Genomic DNA, 15,096 nt, shown 5'->3' on the forward strand with positions numbered 1-15,096 from the left:
AGTGTTGTCTTGGAGGTTTAGCTCAGCTGGGAGAGCACCTGCCTTACAAGCAGGGGGTCGGCGGTTCGATCCCGTCAACCTCCATTTTTTGAGCCGTTAGCTCAGTTGGTAGAGCATCTGACTTTTAATCAGAGGGTCGCAGGTTCGAACCCTGCACGGCTCATAGAAATATTTTGCGGGTGTGGCGGAATTGGCAGACGCACTAGATTTAGGATCTAGCGCCTTACGGCGTGGGGGTTCAAGTCCCTTCACCCGCATTTTTAGTCTCGTATAATACTTGGCGAATACGCCGGCTTAGCTCAGTTGGTAGAGCATCTGATTTGTAATCAGAGGGTCGAGGGTTCAAATCCTTTAGCCGGCATCCAAATTGCGGAAATAGCTCAGTGGTAGAGCACCACCTTGCCAAGGTGGGGGTCGCGGGTTCGAACCCCGTTTTCCGCTTAGCTTGTTCGCCGGGGTGGCGGAACTGGCAGACGCACAGGACTTAAAATCCTGCGGTGAGTGATCACCGTACCGGTTCGATTCCGGTCCTCGGCATTGCTTTGACACATTATGAATGTTGGAAAGCATAAAGTTTTAAGCACCCATAGCTCAACTGGATAGAGTGTTTGACTACGAATCAAAAGGTTAGGGGTTCGACTCCCTTTGGGTGCATTTGTAAATACGGGAAGTAGCTCAGCTTGGTAGAGCACTTGGTTTGGGACCAAGGGGTCGCAGGTTCGAATCCTGTCTTCCCGATTTATGTTGTGGGGCCTTAGCTCAGATGGGAGAGCGCCTGCTTTGCACGCAGGAGGTCAGCGGTTCGATCCCGCTAGGCTCCATTAGTACTTTATTATTTTCGCGGTGTAGCTCAGCTGGCTAGAGCGTCCGGTTCATACCCGGGAGGTCGGGGGTTCGATCCCCTTCGCCGCGATATTCTTTTTAAGAGCCAAGGACCTTTAGCTCAGTTGGTTAGAGCAGACGGCTCATAACCGTCCGGTCGTAGGTTCGAGTCCTACAAGGTCCATTGTAGTGACGTTTTAGTGAATAGTACTTTTTATTTCGGAGGATTACCCAAGTCCGGCTGAAGGGAACGGTCTTGAAAACCGTCAGGCGGGTAAAACCGTGCAAGGGTTCGAATCCCTTATCCTCCTTTACTGAGAATCACTGTGATTGGTTTTGCCAGAACAGATGATGAAGAGTACTTGGCGAACAAAGTGAGTGAAGTATCCTTACTAGAAATCACCAAGAATAACACCTTTCTATAGTCATATAGACTATATATTATCGCGGGGTGGAGCAGTCAGGTAGCTCGTCGGGCTCATAACCCGAAGGTCGTAGGTTCAAATCCTGCCCCCGCAATTGCTTTTGAAAGTTATTTCAAAAGTATAGCAATAAAATAGTGACGCAACATATTTACTATTGGTTTGGTAGTTCAGCTGGTTAGAATGCCTGCCTGTCACGCAGGAGGTCGCGGGTTCGAGTCCCGTCCAGACCGTTTTAAATTTTTGCGGGTGTAGTTTAGTGGTAAAACCACAGCCTTCCAAGCTGTTGTCGCGAGTTCGATTCTCGTCACCCGCTTTATGGGCCTATAGCTCAGCTGGTTAGAGCGCACGCCTGATAAGCGTGAGGTCGATGGTTCGAGTCCATTTAGGCCCATTTTAAATTATTTTCTTGGGGAAGTACTCAAGTGGCTGAAGAGGCGCCCCTGCTAAGGGTGTAGGTCGGGAAACCGGCGCGAGGGTTCAAATCCCTCCTTCTCCGTTTCATAGCGGCCCGTTGGTCAAGCGGTTAAGACACCGCCCTTTCACGGCGGTATCACGGGTTCGATTCCCGTACGGGTCATTTTTTAATATTATTTCGGAGGATTACCCAAGTCCGGCTGAAGGGAACGGTCTTGAAAACCGTCAGGCGGGTAAAACCGTGCAAGGGTTCGAATCCCTTATCCTCCTTTACTGAGAATCACTGTGATTGGTTTTGCCAGAACAGATGATGAAGAGTACTTGGCGAACAAAGTGAGTGAAGTATCCTTACTAGAAATCACCAAGAATAACACCTTTCTATAGTCATATAGACTATATATTATCGCGGGGTGGAGCAGTCAGGTAGCTCGTCGGGCTCATAACCCGAAGGTCGTAGGTTCAAATCCTGCCCCCGCAATTGCTTTTGAAAGTTATTTCAAAAGTATAGCAATAAAATAGTGACGCAATATATTTACTATTGGTTTGGTAGTTCAGCTGGTTAGAATGCCTGCCTGTCACGCAGGAGGTCGCGGGTTCGAGTCCCGTCCAGACCGTTATCATTATAGTTTTTTGGCGCAGTAGCTCAGTTGGTAGAGCAACGGATTGAAGCTCCGTGTGTCGGCAGTTCGATTCTGTCTTGCGCCATTTCAAAGAAGAAACATGCGGGTGTAGTTTAGTGGTAAAACCACAGCCTTCCAAGCTGTTGTCGCGAGTTCGATTCTCGTCACCCGCTTTTTTCTTTAAGGGCCTATAGCTCAGCTGGTTAGAGCGCACGCCTGATAAGCGTGAGGTCGATGGTTCGAGTCCATTTAGGCCCATAATTTCAAAAGGCCCGTTGGTCAAGCGGTTAAGACACCGCCCTTTCACGGCGGTATCACGGGTTCGATTCCCGTACGGGTCATGTATTCAAAACATTTTGCTAACGGCTGAATGTTTTTTTATTTTTTTAAAAAAATTTTTATGAAAACGTTGACATCATTGTTGTAATAAGGTATTCTATGCTTGTACACAACAAGTAAATAGTTGGATAGTGATTGTTTAAATACAAGCTAAACCTAATTTTTCCAATGAAGAGGAGTTTCTTCTTTTTTGGAAAGGTTGGGTTTTTCTTTTTTTACAATTAGAGGAGTTAAGTGTGAAGAAGGGAGGGAAAAAATGATTATTCAAAAAATTTTGAATAATAATGTTGTGATTACGTTGGATGATCATAAGCAAGAGCAGATCATTATGGGAAGGGGGATTGCGTTTAAAAAAAAAGTAGGAGATTTTATTCCAGAAGAAGTAATAGATCAGGTATTTCGCCTAGCAAATCAAGATACATCTTTAAAATTTCAAGAATTGCTGGGCGATTTGCCTATGGAAGTAATGCAACTTTCTGATGAAATAATCAAATATGCTAAAACGAAACTTGGAAGAAAACTAAATGATACGATTTTTATTTCTTTGACCGACCATCTGCATACCGCCCTAGAGCGAATTCGACAGGGCATTGAAATTAAAAACTTCTTATTATGGGATATCAAACGTTTTTTTTCAGATGAATATTTTATTGGTCTTAAAGCCATTGAAATGGTTAGGGAAAAATTTGATGTTCAATTGCCAGAAGATGAAGCTGGGTTTATCGCGTTACATTTAGTCAATGCAGAGATGGATGAAGAAGTTGGGAATGTTTATGAGCTCACAAAAATTATGCAAGAGATTACTAATATTGTTAAATATCATTTCAAAATGACGTTCAATGAAGATTCAGTTTATTTTTATCGTTTTAGTACTCATTTAAAATTTTTTGCTTATCGTTTATTAAATCATAAAGAATTTCATGATGAAGATGATGGAGAATTATATGAAGTTATCAAAAAAAAATATTGCAATGCCTATAATTGTGTAAATAAAATTGCTGATTTTTTGATGGAAGGGTATTCTTATTGTATTTCCAATGAAGAGAAAATGTATTTGATTATTCATATTGCACGAGTAGTACAGACAAATAGTTAACAAGATTCTTAAATCTTAACATAGATTAATCATAAAATGAAAGGTGGATAGATGGAACTACCAAACAAAGAAAGACCCCTTGGATAGTGACATTAAGTTGGCTAAACCTTCAAAAGTATTGTACAGAAAAAACTAAATTTTGGAGGAACAAAAAAATGGGAAAATATTATGATTTAGCAAAACAAATCGTCGATAACGTAGGCGGCAAAGAGAATATTAATAGTTTAACGCATTGTATTACACGGTTACGTTTTAAGTTGAAAGATGAATCAAAAGCAAATGATGATGTATTGAAAAATATGGACGGCGTTGTGACTGTAATGAAGAGCGGTGGACAATATCAAGTGGTAATTGGGAATCATGTGCCAGCCGTTTATGAAGATGTTGTAACTATTGCTGGGATTTCAGCTGATGCAGAACAAGAATCTTCTGGTGGGAATCTTTTTAATCGTTTGATCGATATTTTAAGCGGCTGTTTCCAACCGTTCTTGGGGGCACTGGCTGCGGCCGGCATGGTAAAAGGATTGAACGCTTTACTGGTATTCTTAAAATTATATTCAGCTACTTCTGGAACTTATACAATGTTAAATGGTATTGGAGATGCAATATTTTATTTCATGCCAGTCATTTTAGGGTATACAGCAGCTAGAAAATTCAATTTAAACCCAATGGTGGGAATTGTTATTGGGGCAGCTCTTTGTTACCCTACAGTGCAAGGAAGTGCCTTACAAGCAGCATTTGAAACAACTGCTGGGGCTGGTGCGGCAGCGCCTTATAGTCTATTAGGTTTACCAGCTTATGATACGTTTTTAGGTATTCCATGGGTTGGTGCTGGTTATACAAGTAGTGTGGTACCGATCATCTTCATTGTTGCTTTTGCAGCCCAAATTCAAAAACTCTTTAAGAAACTTATTCCTGAAGTTGTTCAAACATTCTTGGTACCATTCTTTGTGTTATTGATTGCATTACCAATTGGTTTCTTAGTAATCGGTCCAATCATCAGTATGTTAACAGATTTACTAAGTGCAGGTTTCCAAGCGTTGATGGGCTTCTCACCAGCATTGTATGGTATTATCCTTGGATTCTTCTGGCAAGTATTAGTTATTTTTGGTTTACACTGGAGTGTTGTACCGCTTGCAATCATGCAAATTACTCAAGAAGGGGCAAGCCAAGTGTTGGTTGGTTCTTTTGCTGCAAGTTTTGCTCAAACAGCAGTTGTTATGGCAATGTTCTTTAAATTAAAAGATGCGAAAATGAAAGCACTGTGTCCTCCTGCAATCATTTCTGGGATTTTCGGAGTAACTGAACCTGCAATTTATGGTATTACATTGCCAAGAAAAACACCGTTCATTTTTTCAATGATCGGAGCAGCAGTTGGTGGTTTATATTTAATGATCAATGGCGTAACTTCTTATACAATGGGCGGATTAGGAATTTTCGGTGTATTAAACTTTATCAATGGTGATGACGCAAGCGGAATGATTCATTCTTTCGTTTCAATCTTGATTGCTGTCGTAATCGGTTTTGCATTGACATTTTTCTTCTGGAAAGATGATACAGTTGTAGAAGAAGTAACTGAAAATAAAAAAGCTCAAAAAGCAATAAAAGAAGCAGTTTTAAGTCCAGTTAAAGGACGTGTTTTACCATTAAGTAAAGCAAGTGACCAAGCATTCGCACAAGGCGCTTTAGGAAAAGGTGTTTTGATCGAACCAACAGAAGGCGTTGTTAGAGCACCATTTGATGGCACAGTCATGACATTATTCCCAACATTACATGCGATTGGTTTGATATCAGATCAAGGGATGGAATTATTGATTCATATCGGTATGGATACAGTGCAGTTAGAAGGAAATGGTTTTGAAGGAAAAGTAGCACAAGGTGATAAAGTGAAAAAAGGACAAGTTTTAGTTACGTTCGATATTGATGCAATCAAAGCAGCTGGTTATAGTGTAGAAACGCCAGTTATTGTGACCAATACTGCTGACTATTTGGATATTGTTGAAACGCAAGAGCGTGATGTTACGTCCAATGATACTTTAATTACTGGATTGACTTAAAAATAGATGAGGATGAAGCTTGTAGTGAAGCGATGAGCTTTACTGCAGGCTTGTAAAAGAAAGGAATTTTGACATGGCATTTAGAAAAGACTTTTTATGGGGTGGCGCAACAGCTGCCAATCAATGTGAAGGCGGGTATAACGAAGGCGGACGCGGGTTAGCGAACGTGGATCTTGCACCTGTTGGACCCGATCGTTTTCCAGTAATCACAGGTGAAAAGAAAATGTTTGCTTTTGATGAAGAACATTTTTATCCAGCCCAAAATGCAATCGACATGTATCACCGCTATAAAGAAGATATCGCCTTATTTGGCGAAATGGGCTTTAAAACCTATCGTCTATCGATCGCATGGAGTCGGATTTTCCCTCTAGGAGACGAAACAGAGCCGAATGAGGAAGGGTTGAAGTTCTATGAAGATTTGTTCAAAGAATGCCGTAAATACAATATAGAACCCCTTGTAACCATCACTCACTTCGATTGTCCAATGCACTTAGTAGAAAAATATGGTGCATGGCGCAGTCGTGAAATGGTTGGTTTTTACGAAAATCTATGTAATGTGATTTTCAATCGTTATAAAGGCTTAGTAAAATATTGGTTAACATTTAACGAAATCAATATGATTTTACACGCACCATTTATGGGGGCTGGTCTTTACTTTGAAGAAGGCGAAAACAAAGAACAAGTCAAATATCAAGCAGCACATCACGAATTGTTGGCTAGTGCCATCGCAACGAAAATTGCGCACGAAGTCGATCCAGAAAATCAAGTTGGCTGTATGTTAGCGGCTGGGACAAACTATGCGTATACGTGTAAACCAGAAGACGTTTGGGCAGCACGTAAAGCAGACCGTGAGAATTTCTTCTTTATCGATGTCCAATCTCGTGGGGAATATCCAGCGTATGCTCTTAAAGAATTAGAACGCGAAGGTATCGAATTACCAATTGAAGAAGGTGACTTAGAATTACTAAAAGAACACACAGTCGACTTTATTTCATTTTCGTATTACTCATCACGTGTGCAATCAACGGATCCAGCGATCAACGAAAAAACAGCTGGGAATATCTTTGCCTCGGTGAAAAACCCATACTTGGAAGCAAGTGAATGGGGCTGGCAGATCGATCCGCTAGGCTTGCGTACAACAATGAATGACTTATATGATCGTTACCAAAAACCATTATTTATCGTTGAAAACGGCTTAGGAGCAGTGGATACACCAGATGAAAACGGCAATGTGATCGATGATTATCGTATTGAATACCTGGCAGCACATATTCAAGCGATGAAAGATGCGGTAGAGCTAGACGGAGTTGATTTACTAGGTTATACAACATGGGGCTGTATCGATTTAGTTTCTGCTGGAACAGGTGAAATGAAAAAACGTTATGGTTTTATCTATGTCGATCGTGATAACGAAGGCAATGGTACGTTGAAACGTTCGAAGAAAAAATCGTTTGACTGGTATAAAAAAGTTATTGCGACTAATGGGGAAGATCTAACGAACATATAAAATAGGGGGAGATCAAATGAAAAAGAGCATAAAACTGTTAGGGGTTTTAATGTTAGGTTTATTAATCGTTGCAGGTTGTAGCAATGGCAATACCCAAAAAGATGCTGATTCAACTGCCAAAAAAACACCAGAAGAATTAACGCTGTACATTGTTCGCCATGGTAAAACGATGTTAAATACAACGGATCGTGTTCAAGGGTGGTCTGATGCAGTCTTAACGAAAGCTGGCGAAGAAGTTGTAACTGCAGCTGGAGTTGGTTTAAAAGATATTGATTTCCAAAATGCTTATAGCAGTGATAGTGGACGAGCCATTCAGACAGCTAACTTGATTGTAAAAGAAAACGAAAAATCATCAGATTTAAAGGTCATTACAGATGAACGCTTACGAGAATTTAACTTTGGAACCTACGAAGGGGACCTAAATCATACCATGTGGCAAGATATTGCGGATGATCAAGGCGTTACATTAGAAGAGTTTATGAAAAATATGACACCAGAATCATTTGCGAATAGTGTTGCTAAGTTAGATGCTAAAAATATAGAAGAAGCAAAAGTCAACTGGCCTGCTGAAGACTATAAGACAATCACCACTCGTCTCAAAGCAGGAGTAGATGATATTGTCAAAAAAGAAATGAACAATGAAGGTTCTGGTAATGTGTTAATTGCTTCTCATGGATTAAGTATTTCAGCACTGTTAGCTACATTATTTGATGATTATAAAATTCCCGAAGGTGGTTTGAAAAACGCAAGTGTTTGTACTGTAAAATATAAAGATGGAAAATATACATTAGATAAAATCAATGATTTAAGTTACGTTGAAGCAGGACAAACAAAATAATCAAACTGGGCGAAAACCAATAAACAAAACTTATGGTTCAACCTCATGTACACAAAATTCGATCAAAGAAACATTTTTGATCGAATTTTGTGTATAATAAAATCAAAAAGAAGGAAAAGGGACTAAAATTATGGTAACTATTACAAATTTCCGTGATATCGGCGGTATCAAAAACAAAGACGGTAAACACATCAAGAAAGATGTCTTTCTAAGATCAGGTGAGCTATCAAAACTAACAAAAGAAGACGAGCAACGTTTAGAAACGACTTATCGATTAGGGAAAATCATTGATTTAAGAAGTGAGGCCGAAGTAGAAGAAAGACCAGATATGTCTGTTCCAAAAACAGAGTATATTCATATCGATATTTTAGAAGATATCCAAGATGAAGGAGCTTCAATCAGTGATTTTGTCAAAATTGGTTCTCCTGAAAAATCAGCATCTTACATGGAAAAATTATATGCTGATATCGCGCTGAATAACACAGCTCAAAAAGGATACAATAAATTCTTTGAAGAAATTTTGGCTTTGCAAAAGCAAGAAAGTATTTTATTCCATTGTTTTGCAGGAAAAGATCGTACTGGGATTGCTGCATTATTGGTATTAGAGACGTTAGATGTACCACGAGAGGCGATTTACAAAGATTATTTATTAACAAATGAATTGAGAAAAAAAGAAAATGCTGAAATTTTAGAACAAGCAAGAAAAGCAGAGTTAGAAGAACAAAATTTAGAAGCTTTACATGTGGCATTAAATGTAGATAGTCGTTACCTAGATAACTTTTATCAAACAGTCGAAGCACAATACGGTGATGTCTCAACTTATTTGAAACAAGCGATCAACATTGACAAAATAACGAAAGATACATTGAATCAACGCTTTCTTTTAGATTAAAGTAAATGATGAGAAGAAGGAGACTTATGATGACTAAAAATCAGCACATTGCATTACTGAATCGTTGTATCGAAATTTCTCAAAATGCTCGTGAACATGGAAATACGCCTTTTGGTGCATTATTAACGGATAAAGAGGGCAATATTTTGCTGGAACAAGAAAATATTGAGGTTACAGAAAATATCTGTACAGGTCATGCGGAGACAACACTTGCTGCAAGAGCTTCTCAAAAATACAGCAAAGAATTTTTATGGGAGTGTAAGTTGTATACGACTGCAGAACCTTGTGCAATGTGTACTGGGACAATTTATTGGGGAAATATAGGGACCATTGTTTATGCAATGACTGAAAAACGTTTGTTGCAGCTAACAGGTGATAATGAGCAGAACCCGACATTTGATTTACCTACAACAGAAATATTGAACCGTGGTCAAAAAGATATCCAAGTAATTGGCCCATTTCCAGAAGTTGAGCAAGCAGCAGCTGATGTACACCAAGGGTACTGGAACTAATCAAAAAATGGGGAGCCTTCATTTTGTGGAAGAGCTCCTACTTTTTTTCTAAATTATCAATAAAAAAGTAAAATGTCAGAATTTTCAAAAATGTTGTTGACTTATTTGGAGCTTAAGGCAATAATAGATAAAATCACCTATTAAATTAGAAAAGGAGTGAGCGACCGAATGATGATCAAACCATCATTGCCTCAAGAAATGACGATTTTTTTTGATGCAGAAAATCAACCCAATGAAAATGTCCAGATGGGCGTAGTGATTTTACAACCAGGCGAGAAAAGACCATTAGAAGGATTCGCCCGACATGGCCAAGACGAATACTCTTATGTTGTTTCAGGTGAGGCCCATACGATTTTAGAAGATGGCCAAGACTTAGTAGGGAAACCTGGTGATGCGCAACTGATCGAGGCTGGGGAAGGACACATCAACTATAATGACGGGGAGCAAGCGGCAGTTGTCGTTTGGATGTTAGTTGAACGTGTAGAATAAAATATAGAGGAGAAGCGTATGAAAAAAGCAATTAAACCATTCATCGGACTAATGCTAGTGATGATGATCGTTTCGGGATGTTCAAGCGGTACGGAAACAAAACAAACACAGGCAACAAAACCATTAAACCTAATGTCACCTTCCGAATTGACTACATTGGATACATCAGTCATGCTAGATTTTCCTGATGCAATCGTTCAAACCGCTGCATTTGAAGGTTTGTATGCATTGAATGATAAAGACCAACTGATTCCAGCGGCAGCAAAAGCTATGCCGGAAATTTCTGAGGATGGAAAAACTTATATTATCAAGTTAAGGGATGACGCCAAATGGAGTAATGATGATCCAGTGACGGCAGCAGATTTTGAGTATGCTTGGAAAAAAATGATCGATCCTAAAAATGGATTTGTCTATAGCTTCTTAGTAGCAGATACAATTTTAAATGCAGAAGACATCTCAAATGGGAAAAAGCCAGTAGAAGAGCTTGGTGTAAAAGCAATGGATGATCAGACGCTAGAAATAAAATTAAAAGAAGCAAAACCATACTTTACTTCAGTTCTTGCCTTTCCAACCTTTTTCCCGCAAAACCAAAAATTTGTTGAGGAAAAAGGCAAAGATTATGGTACTACTAGCGAAAACGTTGTATACAATGGTCCGTTTATTGTAGAAAATTGGAAACAAACTGATTTAAGTTGGGACTTAAAGAAAAATGAAAAATATTGGGATCAGTCAAATGTAAAGTCAGACCAAATTCATTATGAAGTAGTCAAAGAGGCATCGACTGCATTGAATCTATTTGAAGATGGGCAATTAGATGTAGCCACAGTCACTGGTGAATTAGCCAAACAAAATCAAAGCAATCCAGATTATCACTCTTATCCAACCGCAACGATGAATTATATAAGGTTAAATCAAAAACGCAAAGAGAAAGATACGCCTTTGAAAAATGAAAATCTAAGAAAGGCGTTATCACTTGGAATCGATAAAGAGAACCTAGTCAATAATATTATTGCAGATGGGTCTAAACCACTGTATGGAGCAATTACCGAAGGGTTTGTCAGTAATCCTAAAACGGGCGTAGACTTCAGAGAAGAAGCCGGTAATTTGATGATATACAATAAAGAAGAGGCGCTGAAGTATTGGGAATTAGCTAAAAAAGAATTAGGAGACAAAATCACTCTAGATTTGATGGTCACAGATGATGGATCCTATAAAAAAATGGGTGAAAGCCTTCAGGGAAGTCTAGAAAAGCTGTTCTCTGGTCTAACAATCAATGTCACAGCACTACCAACAGAAACAGCGTTGAATCTCAGTCGAGAAAGTGATTATGATCTATTCCTGATTTACTGGACACCAGATTATCAAGATCCAATTTCTACATTAAATATGTTGCGAACTGGTAATGATCGAAATTACTCTAACGCAAAATATGATGGATTATTGGATGATGCTTCTCAGAAATATGCAACCGATTTAGAAAAGCGCTGGGAAACCTTGATTGCGGCAGAGAAAGAAGGAATTGAAAATACAGCTGGAATGATTATTATCAGCCAAAATCAACAATCCGTGTTACAAAACGAACAAGTCAAAGGATTAAGTTATCATACATTTGCGGCACCATTAACACTAAAGAATGTGTACAAAGAAGCAAAATAAAGTTTTTCCGAAAAAACCTTTCTTTTTGAAAGGTTTTTTTGGTCAAATCAATGTATGGAATCAGCAGAACGTTGTATGATAGGTTTATAATATAGGACAAAAAAGTAAAGGAGTAGAAGCAAATGACAAAACAAAGCCATAAAAATACAATACTGCTGAAAAATGTAGAAGAAGAAATTCGGGTCTTTATTCTTAAAATACGTCCTGAACTGACTAATGAATCAAAAATCACTTTTCCAGATCTACTAAACTATCGATTAGATTACATAAAACAAATGATTTCAACTGATTCCGGAAAAATGGATCAACTAAATGAAACGATTGTTAAAAGTATTAAAGACAACACGACGATCACTGACAAATTAAATCCTCCAGCAGTTAAAAAATTAACAACTGGCCAAAAAACAGCGGATGGGATTGCTAAGTTTGGTGGAAGCTGGCCGTTCATTTTTATTTTTATCCTAGTCTTGGCAGTTTGGATTATTCTTAATTCTACGATGATTTTTTTCAAGCCATTTGATCCTTATCCGTATATTTTGCTGAATTTAGCGTTATCTTGTTTAGCGGCGATTCAAGCACCAATCATTATGATGAGTCAAAATAGACAAGAGCAACGGGATCGGGCAGAAGCAAATAATGATTATCAAATCAACTTGAAATCAGAAATAGAAGTTAATTTACTACATGAAAAAATGGATTATTTGATCAATAGCCAATGGCAGCACTTAGTTCAAATGCAGAATATGCAGATTGAATTACTAGGAGAGTTACAAGAACAGATCAACGAGTTAAAAGAAAAGAAATGAGCGGAAGAAAATGACTAGAAAAATCACAGTGGTGCCACCACAGAAAAGTTGGGCAAAACAATATGAACAAGAAAAAATAAGGTTAAAAGAAATCTTCACTAGGCAAATAATAGATATCCATCATATTGGGAGTACAGCCATCAAAAATTGTCAATCAAAACCAGTGATTGATATTTTATTAGTTGTAAAAGAGATTCAGAGTGTCGATATGCATAATCAAGAAATGCAAAAAAACGGATATGAATGTTTAGGAGAAAATGGTATTTCCGGTCGGCGTTTTTTTAGCAAAGGTGGAGATAACAGAAGCCACCATCTTCACGTTTTTCAAGAAGGAAATCCAGAAATTCACCGCCATTTGTTGTTTAGAAATTTTATGAATAGTCACTTAGAAGAGGCTATAGCCTATAGTCAACTGAAAGTAGAATTAGCGAATAAGTTTGCATATGACGCTGAATCTTATAGTGTTGGGAAAGATGAATTTATAAAAAATATCGATCAAAAAGCTCAGAAATGGTATGATAAAATTAGATAAAAGATTTAGGAGAATAATATGAATTACCACCAAGCACAAATACACGAATACCCTCAACTTGTCGATATTTGGGCAAGATCAGTTAAACAGACACACGATTTTTTACAAGTAGAAGATTTTAAAAAGATAGAAAAAGAATTACCAACTTATTTTCCTCACTTAGATGTAAAAATCTGGACAGATCTAGAAAAAGTTATTGGTTTTTCTGGTGTAGATGGAAATAAATTAGAGATGTTTTTTTTAGATCCAAAATATATTGGAAAGGGATATGGCAAACGGATAGTAAGATGTTTACTTGAAGAAAGTAAGATTCAATTTGTTGACGTTAATGAGCAAAATCTCGGGGCAAAAAACTTTTATCAAGTCATGGGGTTTGAGGAATATGACCGAAGTGAAGTAGATGATGCAGGCCGCTCTTATCCGATTATACATTTAAAAACGAATAGTGATTCACTTAAGAACCTTGAATAACGATTAAAAATAATTTTTTGAGCGTTATCGTTTTATCTACGACTAATACTGTGTATAATTAATTATCTAGTAGCTGTCTATATTTAAGCAAAATTAAAGCGTTTATGCCTAATAAAGAATAATAAATATAGTTTATGAAAAAATATAAAAAATAATACTATACAAATGATGACGAAACAATAAAAAAAGTCTGAAACCCTTGTGAATACTGGTGGGTGGGCTTTTTTTTTATTTTAAAGTCTAAAAAAAGTAGACATAGGAATGAAAAAAATGACAAAAAAACTTCAATTTAATAGCATATTACTTGATATAAGAGATCGAGAGATACTATAATGAACATAAGTCAGCGGTTTTAGCTGCTTAGTTATGGGAGGAGAGAGCATTATGTTCAGTTATACAGATATGATTTTGTCAGTAATGCAACGGATTGAAGTCTACAATGAGATTTTTAATGCCATTTCTAAGGAAGTACAAGAGAACAGCTGTAGTCAAGCCATTAACAGAAGAGGTAGAGATACCTATGTATTTTGCCGGACCAATGTTAATCGATTCTTCGTGGAAGAAGCAAGTTTCAGAAAAAATTTAGTATTCTATGGCGAAAAAGAAGCAACAAAAATATTGTTAGAAGGCTTAGATACCTACAAAGAGGGAATCTACTTTTGGCTAGAAGCATTAAATGACAAGTGCGAAGTGATTGATGAGATTAAATACAAACGTGGATTGAATAGTACAGAAAGTTCGTTTAGATTGATCAATCAAGCGTGTAAAGAAGCTTGTGGCGGTATTCAAAGTGCACATAGTGTACATAAAATGTAAGGATAGGTCGTTAATAGTATCCAGATTTTGGAATAATCTCTCTTTTTTTTGAAAATAAAAATGTTTTAGTTGAAATAATTATTCTTAAAAATAAGTACTAAGGTAATTTTATTTTATTCATATTGTAATTTTTTAATTATTTTTTTGAAATATCTTAAATGAGATTTGGATAAAAGGAGTTCTAAAGGAGCGACTTTCGTCTTATTGTTTATTCGGATTTTAAGGGGCTGAGATATAACTCGAAGAGTTATGTCCCAGCCCCTTTTTTATATTTCTACAGAAGGTGTGTAAACTTTTCGATCAAAGCATCCAATGCTAAGTCGATTTCATCCATATTGTTTGTGTCTCTTATTAGAAACAATGGTGGAGAAGGAACCATATCAATCAATTTTATTGCGATTGGGAATGGTTTTGTTGCTAAGGAAACAGTAATTTGCGGGTGAACAATTGACTCTCCGCAAGGACCAGCAATCAAATAGGCTAACTCTATCGTATCTTCGTTAATTGTCCGAATACGATAATACCCATCGAGAATAAATTTTTTTTCTTCAGTAAAAACGGTCATTAGTTTATCAAGCTTCTTTTTTCTATTCATTTTTTCGCTCCTTTTTAATTATTGTATCATATTGAATTAAATAGAGATGAATCATTAAATGATGTTATAAATAGAGATTTCAAATGTTGACTATTCAAAATGAATACGCTCAACTTGAATAATAATTCATAAAACACTCACATAATTCTCAAATATTTGTGTTATTTATCAAAAACGTGATAAATAAAAGATTGGATTTGTATGGACTT

At 37.4% G+C, this 15,096-nt stretch carries 13 protein-coding genes and 25 tRNA genes; 37 read left to right on the forward strand and 1 reads right to left on the reverse strand.

Annotated features, from left to right (window positions below):
- The first annotated feature begins 11 nt into the window (after positions 1 to 11).
- From I580_RS05485 to I580_RS05665, 37 genes are all read left to right on the forward strand, one after another.
- Positions 12 to 84, forward strand: a tRNA-Val gene (locus I580_RS05485).
- Positions 85 to 90: 6 nt separating this feature from the next.
- Positions 91 to 163 (forward strand) — tRNA-Lys (locus I580_RS05490).
- A 12-nt stretch (positions 164 to 175) separates the two neighbouring features.
- A tRNA-Leu gene (locus I580_RS05495) sits at positions 176 to 257 on the forward strand.
- Positions 258 to 288: 31 nt separating this feature from the next.
- Positions 289 to 361: transfer RNA gene (locus I580_RS05500), tRNA-Thr, on the forward strand.
- A gap of 8 nt (positions 362 to 369) precedes the next feature.
- Positions 370 to 441, forward strand: a tRNA-Gly gene (locus I580_RS05505).
- Positions 442 to 451: 10 nt separating this feature from the next.
- Positions 452 to 537: transfer RNA gene (locus tag I580_RS05510), tRNA-Leu, on the forward strand.
- A 43-nt stretch (positions 538 to 580) separates the two neighbouring features.
- Positions 581 to 654, forward strand: a tRNA-Arg gene (locus I580_RS05515).
- Positions 655 to 664: 10 nt separating this feature from the next.
- Positions 665 to 738 (forward strand) — tRNA-Pro (locus I580_RS05520).
- Positions 739 to 748: 10 nt separating this feature from the next.
- Positions 749 to 821 (forward strand) — tRNA-Ala (locus tag I580_RS05525).
- Between the two features lie 18 nt (positions 822 to 839).
- A tRNA-Met gene (locus I580_RS05530) sits at positions 840 to 913 on the forward strand.
- 19 nt (positions 914 to 932) lie between these two features.
- A tRNA-Ile gene (locus I580_RS05535) sits at positions 933 to 1,006 on the forward strand.
- A gap of 37 nt (positions 1,007 to 1,043) precedes the next feature.
- A tRNA-Ser gene (locus I580_RS05540) sits at positions 1,044 to 1,133 on the forward strand.
- Between the two features lie 134 nt (positions 1,134 to 1,267).
- A tRNA-Met gene (locus I580_RS05545) sits at positions 1,268 to 1,341 on the forward strand.
- A 62-nt stretch (positions 1,342 to 1,403) separates the two neighbouring features.
- Positions 1,404 to 1,477, forward strand: a tRNA-Asp gene (locus tag I580_RS05550).
- 12 nt (positions 1,478 to 1,489) lie between these two features.
- Positions 1,490 to 1,560, forward strand: a tRNA-Gly gene (locus I580_RS05555).
- Positions 1,561 to 1,564: 4 nt separating this feature from the next.
- A tRNA-Ile gene (locus I580_RS05560) sits at positions 1,565 to 1,638 on the forward strand.
- 17 nt (positions 1,639 to 1,655) lie between these two features.
- Positions 1,656 to 1,743 (forward strand) — tRNA-Ser (locus I580_RS05565).
- Positions 1,744 to 1,752: 9 nt separating this feature from the next.
- A tRNA-Glu gene (locus I580_RS05570) sits at positions 1,753 to 1,824 on the forward strand.
- A 17-nt stretch (positions 1,825 to 1,841) separates the two neighbouring features.
- Positions 1,842 to 1,931, forward strand: a tRNA-Ser gene (locus I580_RS05575).
- Between the two features lie 134 nt (positions 1,932 to 2,065).
- Positions 2,066 to 2,139 (forward strand) — tRNA-Met (locus I580_RS05580).
- A gap of 62 nt (positions 2,140 to 2,201) precedes the next feature.
- A tRNA-Asp gene (locus I580_RS05585) sits at positions 2,202 to 2,275 on the forward strand.
- Between the two features lie 18 nt (positions 2,276 to 2,293).
- A tRNA-Phe gene (locus I580_RS05590) sits at positions 2,294 to 2,366 on the forward strand.
- Between the two features lie 17 nt (positions 2,367 to 2,383).
- A tRNA-Gly gene (locus I580_RS05595) sits at positions 2,384 to 2,454 on the forward strand.
- 11 nt (positions 2,455 to 2,465) lie between these two features.
- A tRNA-Ile gene (locus I580_RS05600) sits at positions 2,466 to 2,539 on the forward strand.
- Positions 2,540 to 2,550: 11 nt separating this feature from the next.
- Positions 2,551 to 2,622: transfer RNA gene (locus I580_RS05605), tRNA-Glu, on the forward strand.
- Between the two features lie 254 nt (positions 2,623 to 2,876).
- Complete coding sequence (gene licT, locus I580_RS05610) at positions 2,877 to 3,716, forward strand: BglG family transcription antiterminator LicT (RefSeq protein ID WP_010770984.1); 840 nt, start codon at positions 2,877 to 2,879, stop codon at positions 3,714 to 3,716.
- A 155-nt stretch (positions 3,717 to 3,871) separates the two neighbouring features.
- Positions 3,872 to 5,773 (forward strand): beta-glucoside-specific PTS transporter subunit IIABC, encoded by a 1,902-nt coding sequence (locus I580_RS05615; protein ID WP_010770985.1) that lies wholly within the window; start codon positions 3,872 to 3,874, stop codon positions 5,771 to 5,773.
- A gap of 73 nt (positions 5,774 to 5,846) precedes the next feature.
- Positions 5,847 to 7,280: a 6-phospho-beta-glucosidase gene (locus I580_RS05620; protein WP_010770986.1), complete on the forward strand. Its 1,434-nt coding sequence runs from the start codon at positions 5,847 to 5,849 to the stop codon at positions 7,278 to 7,280.
- Between the two features lie 16 nt (positions 7,281 to 7,296).
- Positions 7,297 to 8,118 carry a histidine phosphatase family protein gene (locus tag I580_RS05625; RefSeq protein ID WP_010770987.1) on the forward strand — a complete coding sequence of 274 codons (822 nt, stop codon included), beginning with the start codon at positions 7,297 to 7,299 and terminating at the stop codon, positions 8,116 to 8,118.
- A gap of 130 nt (positions 8,119 to 8,248) precedes the next feature.
- The gene (locus I580_RS05630) at positions 8,249 to 9,010 is read left to right on the forward strand and encodes a tyrosine-protein phosphatase (RefSeq protein WP_010770988.1); all 762 of its coding nucleotides are present in this window, start codon (positions 8,249 to 8,251) and stop codon (positions 9,008 to 9,010) included.
- A gap of 29 nt (positions 9,011 to 9,039) precedes the next feature.
- Complete coding sequence (locus tag I580_RS05635; RefSeq protein WP_010770989.1) at positions 9,040 to 9,522, forward strand: nucleoside deaminase; 483 nt, start codon at positions 9,040 to 9,042, stop codon at positions 9,520 to 9,522.
- Positions 9,523 to 9,690: 168 nt separating this feature from the next.
- Positions 9,691 to 10,011: a cupin domain-containing protein gene (locus I580_RS05640; RefSeq protein ID WP_010770990.1), complete on the forward strand. Its 321-nt coding sequence runs from the start codon at positions 9,691 to 9,693 to the stop codon at positions 10,009 to 10,011.
- Positions 10,012 to 10,029: 18 nt separating this feature from the next.
- On the forward strand, positions 10,030 to 11,667 hold the full coding sequence (locus I580_RS05645; RefSeq protein WP_010770991.1) for a peptide ABC transporter substrate-binding protein: 1,638 nt from the start codon (positions 10,030 to 10,032) through the stop codon (positions 11,665 to 11,667).
- Between the two features lie 122 nt (positions 11,668 to 11,789).
- Positions 11,790 to 12,473, forward strand: a complete 684-nt coding sequence (locus I580_RS05650; protein WP_010770992.1) for a DUF1003 domain-containing protein — start codon at positions 11,790 to 11,792, stop codon at positions 12,471 to 12,473.
- 10 nt (positions 12,474 to 12,483) lie between these two features.
- Positions 12,484 to 13,005 (forward strand): GrpB family protein, encoded by a 522-nt coding sequence (locus I580_RS05655; protein ID WP_010770993.1) that lies wholly within the window; start codon positions 12,484 to 12,486, stop codon positions 13,003 to 13,005.
- An 18-nt stretch (positions 13,006 to 13,023) separates the two neighbouring features.
- Positions 13,024 to 13,476, forward strand: coding sequence for a GNAT family N-acetyltransferase (locus I580_RS05660; RefSeq protein ID WP_010770994.1), 453 nt, complete (start codon positions 13,024 to 13,026; stop codon positions 13,474 to 13,476).
- Positions 13,477 to 13,860: 384 nt separating this feature from the next.
- Positions 13,861 to 14,292 (forward strand): hypothetical protein, encoded by a 432-nt coding sequence (locus tag I580_RS05665; protein WP_010770995.1) that lies wholly within the window; start codon positions 13,861 to 13,863, stop codon positions 14,290 to 14,292.
- A gap of 274 nt (positions 14,293 to 14,566) precedes the next feature.
- Here the strand turns inward: I580_RS05665 and I580_RS05670 are convergent, their stop codons facing one another.
- Entirely contained in the window at positions 14,567 to 14,887 is a 321-nt protein-coding gene (locus tag I580_RS05670) for a hypothetical protein (protein WP_010770996.1), read from the reverse strand.
- Positions 14,888 to 15,096: the final 209 nt, after the last annotated feature.

Origin of the sequence: Enterococcus caccae ATCC BAA-1240, assembly GCF_000407145.1 — a bacterium.
Taxonomy (GTDB): domain Bacteria; phylum Bacillota; class Bacilli; order Lactobacillales; family Enterococcaceae; genus Enterococcus_L; species Enterococcus_L caccae.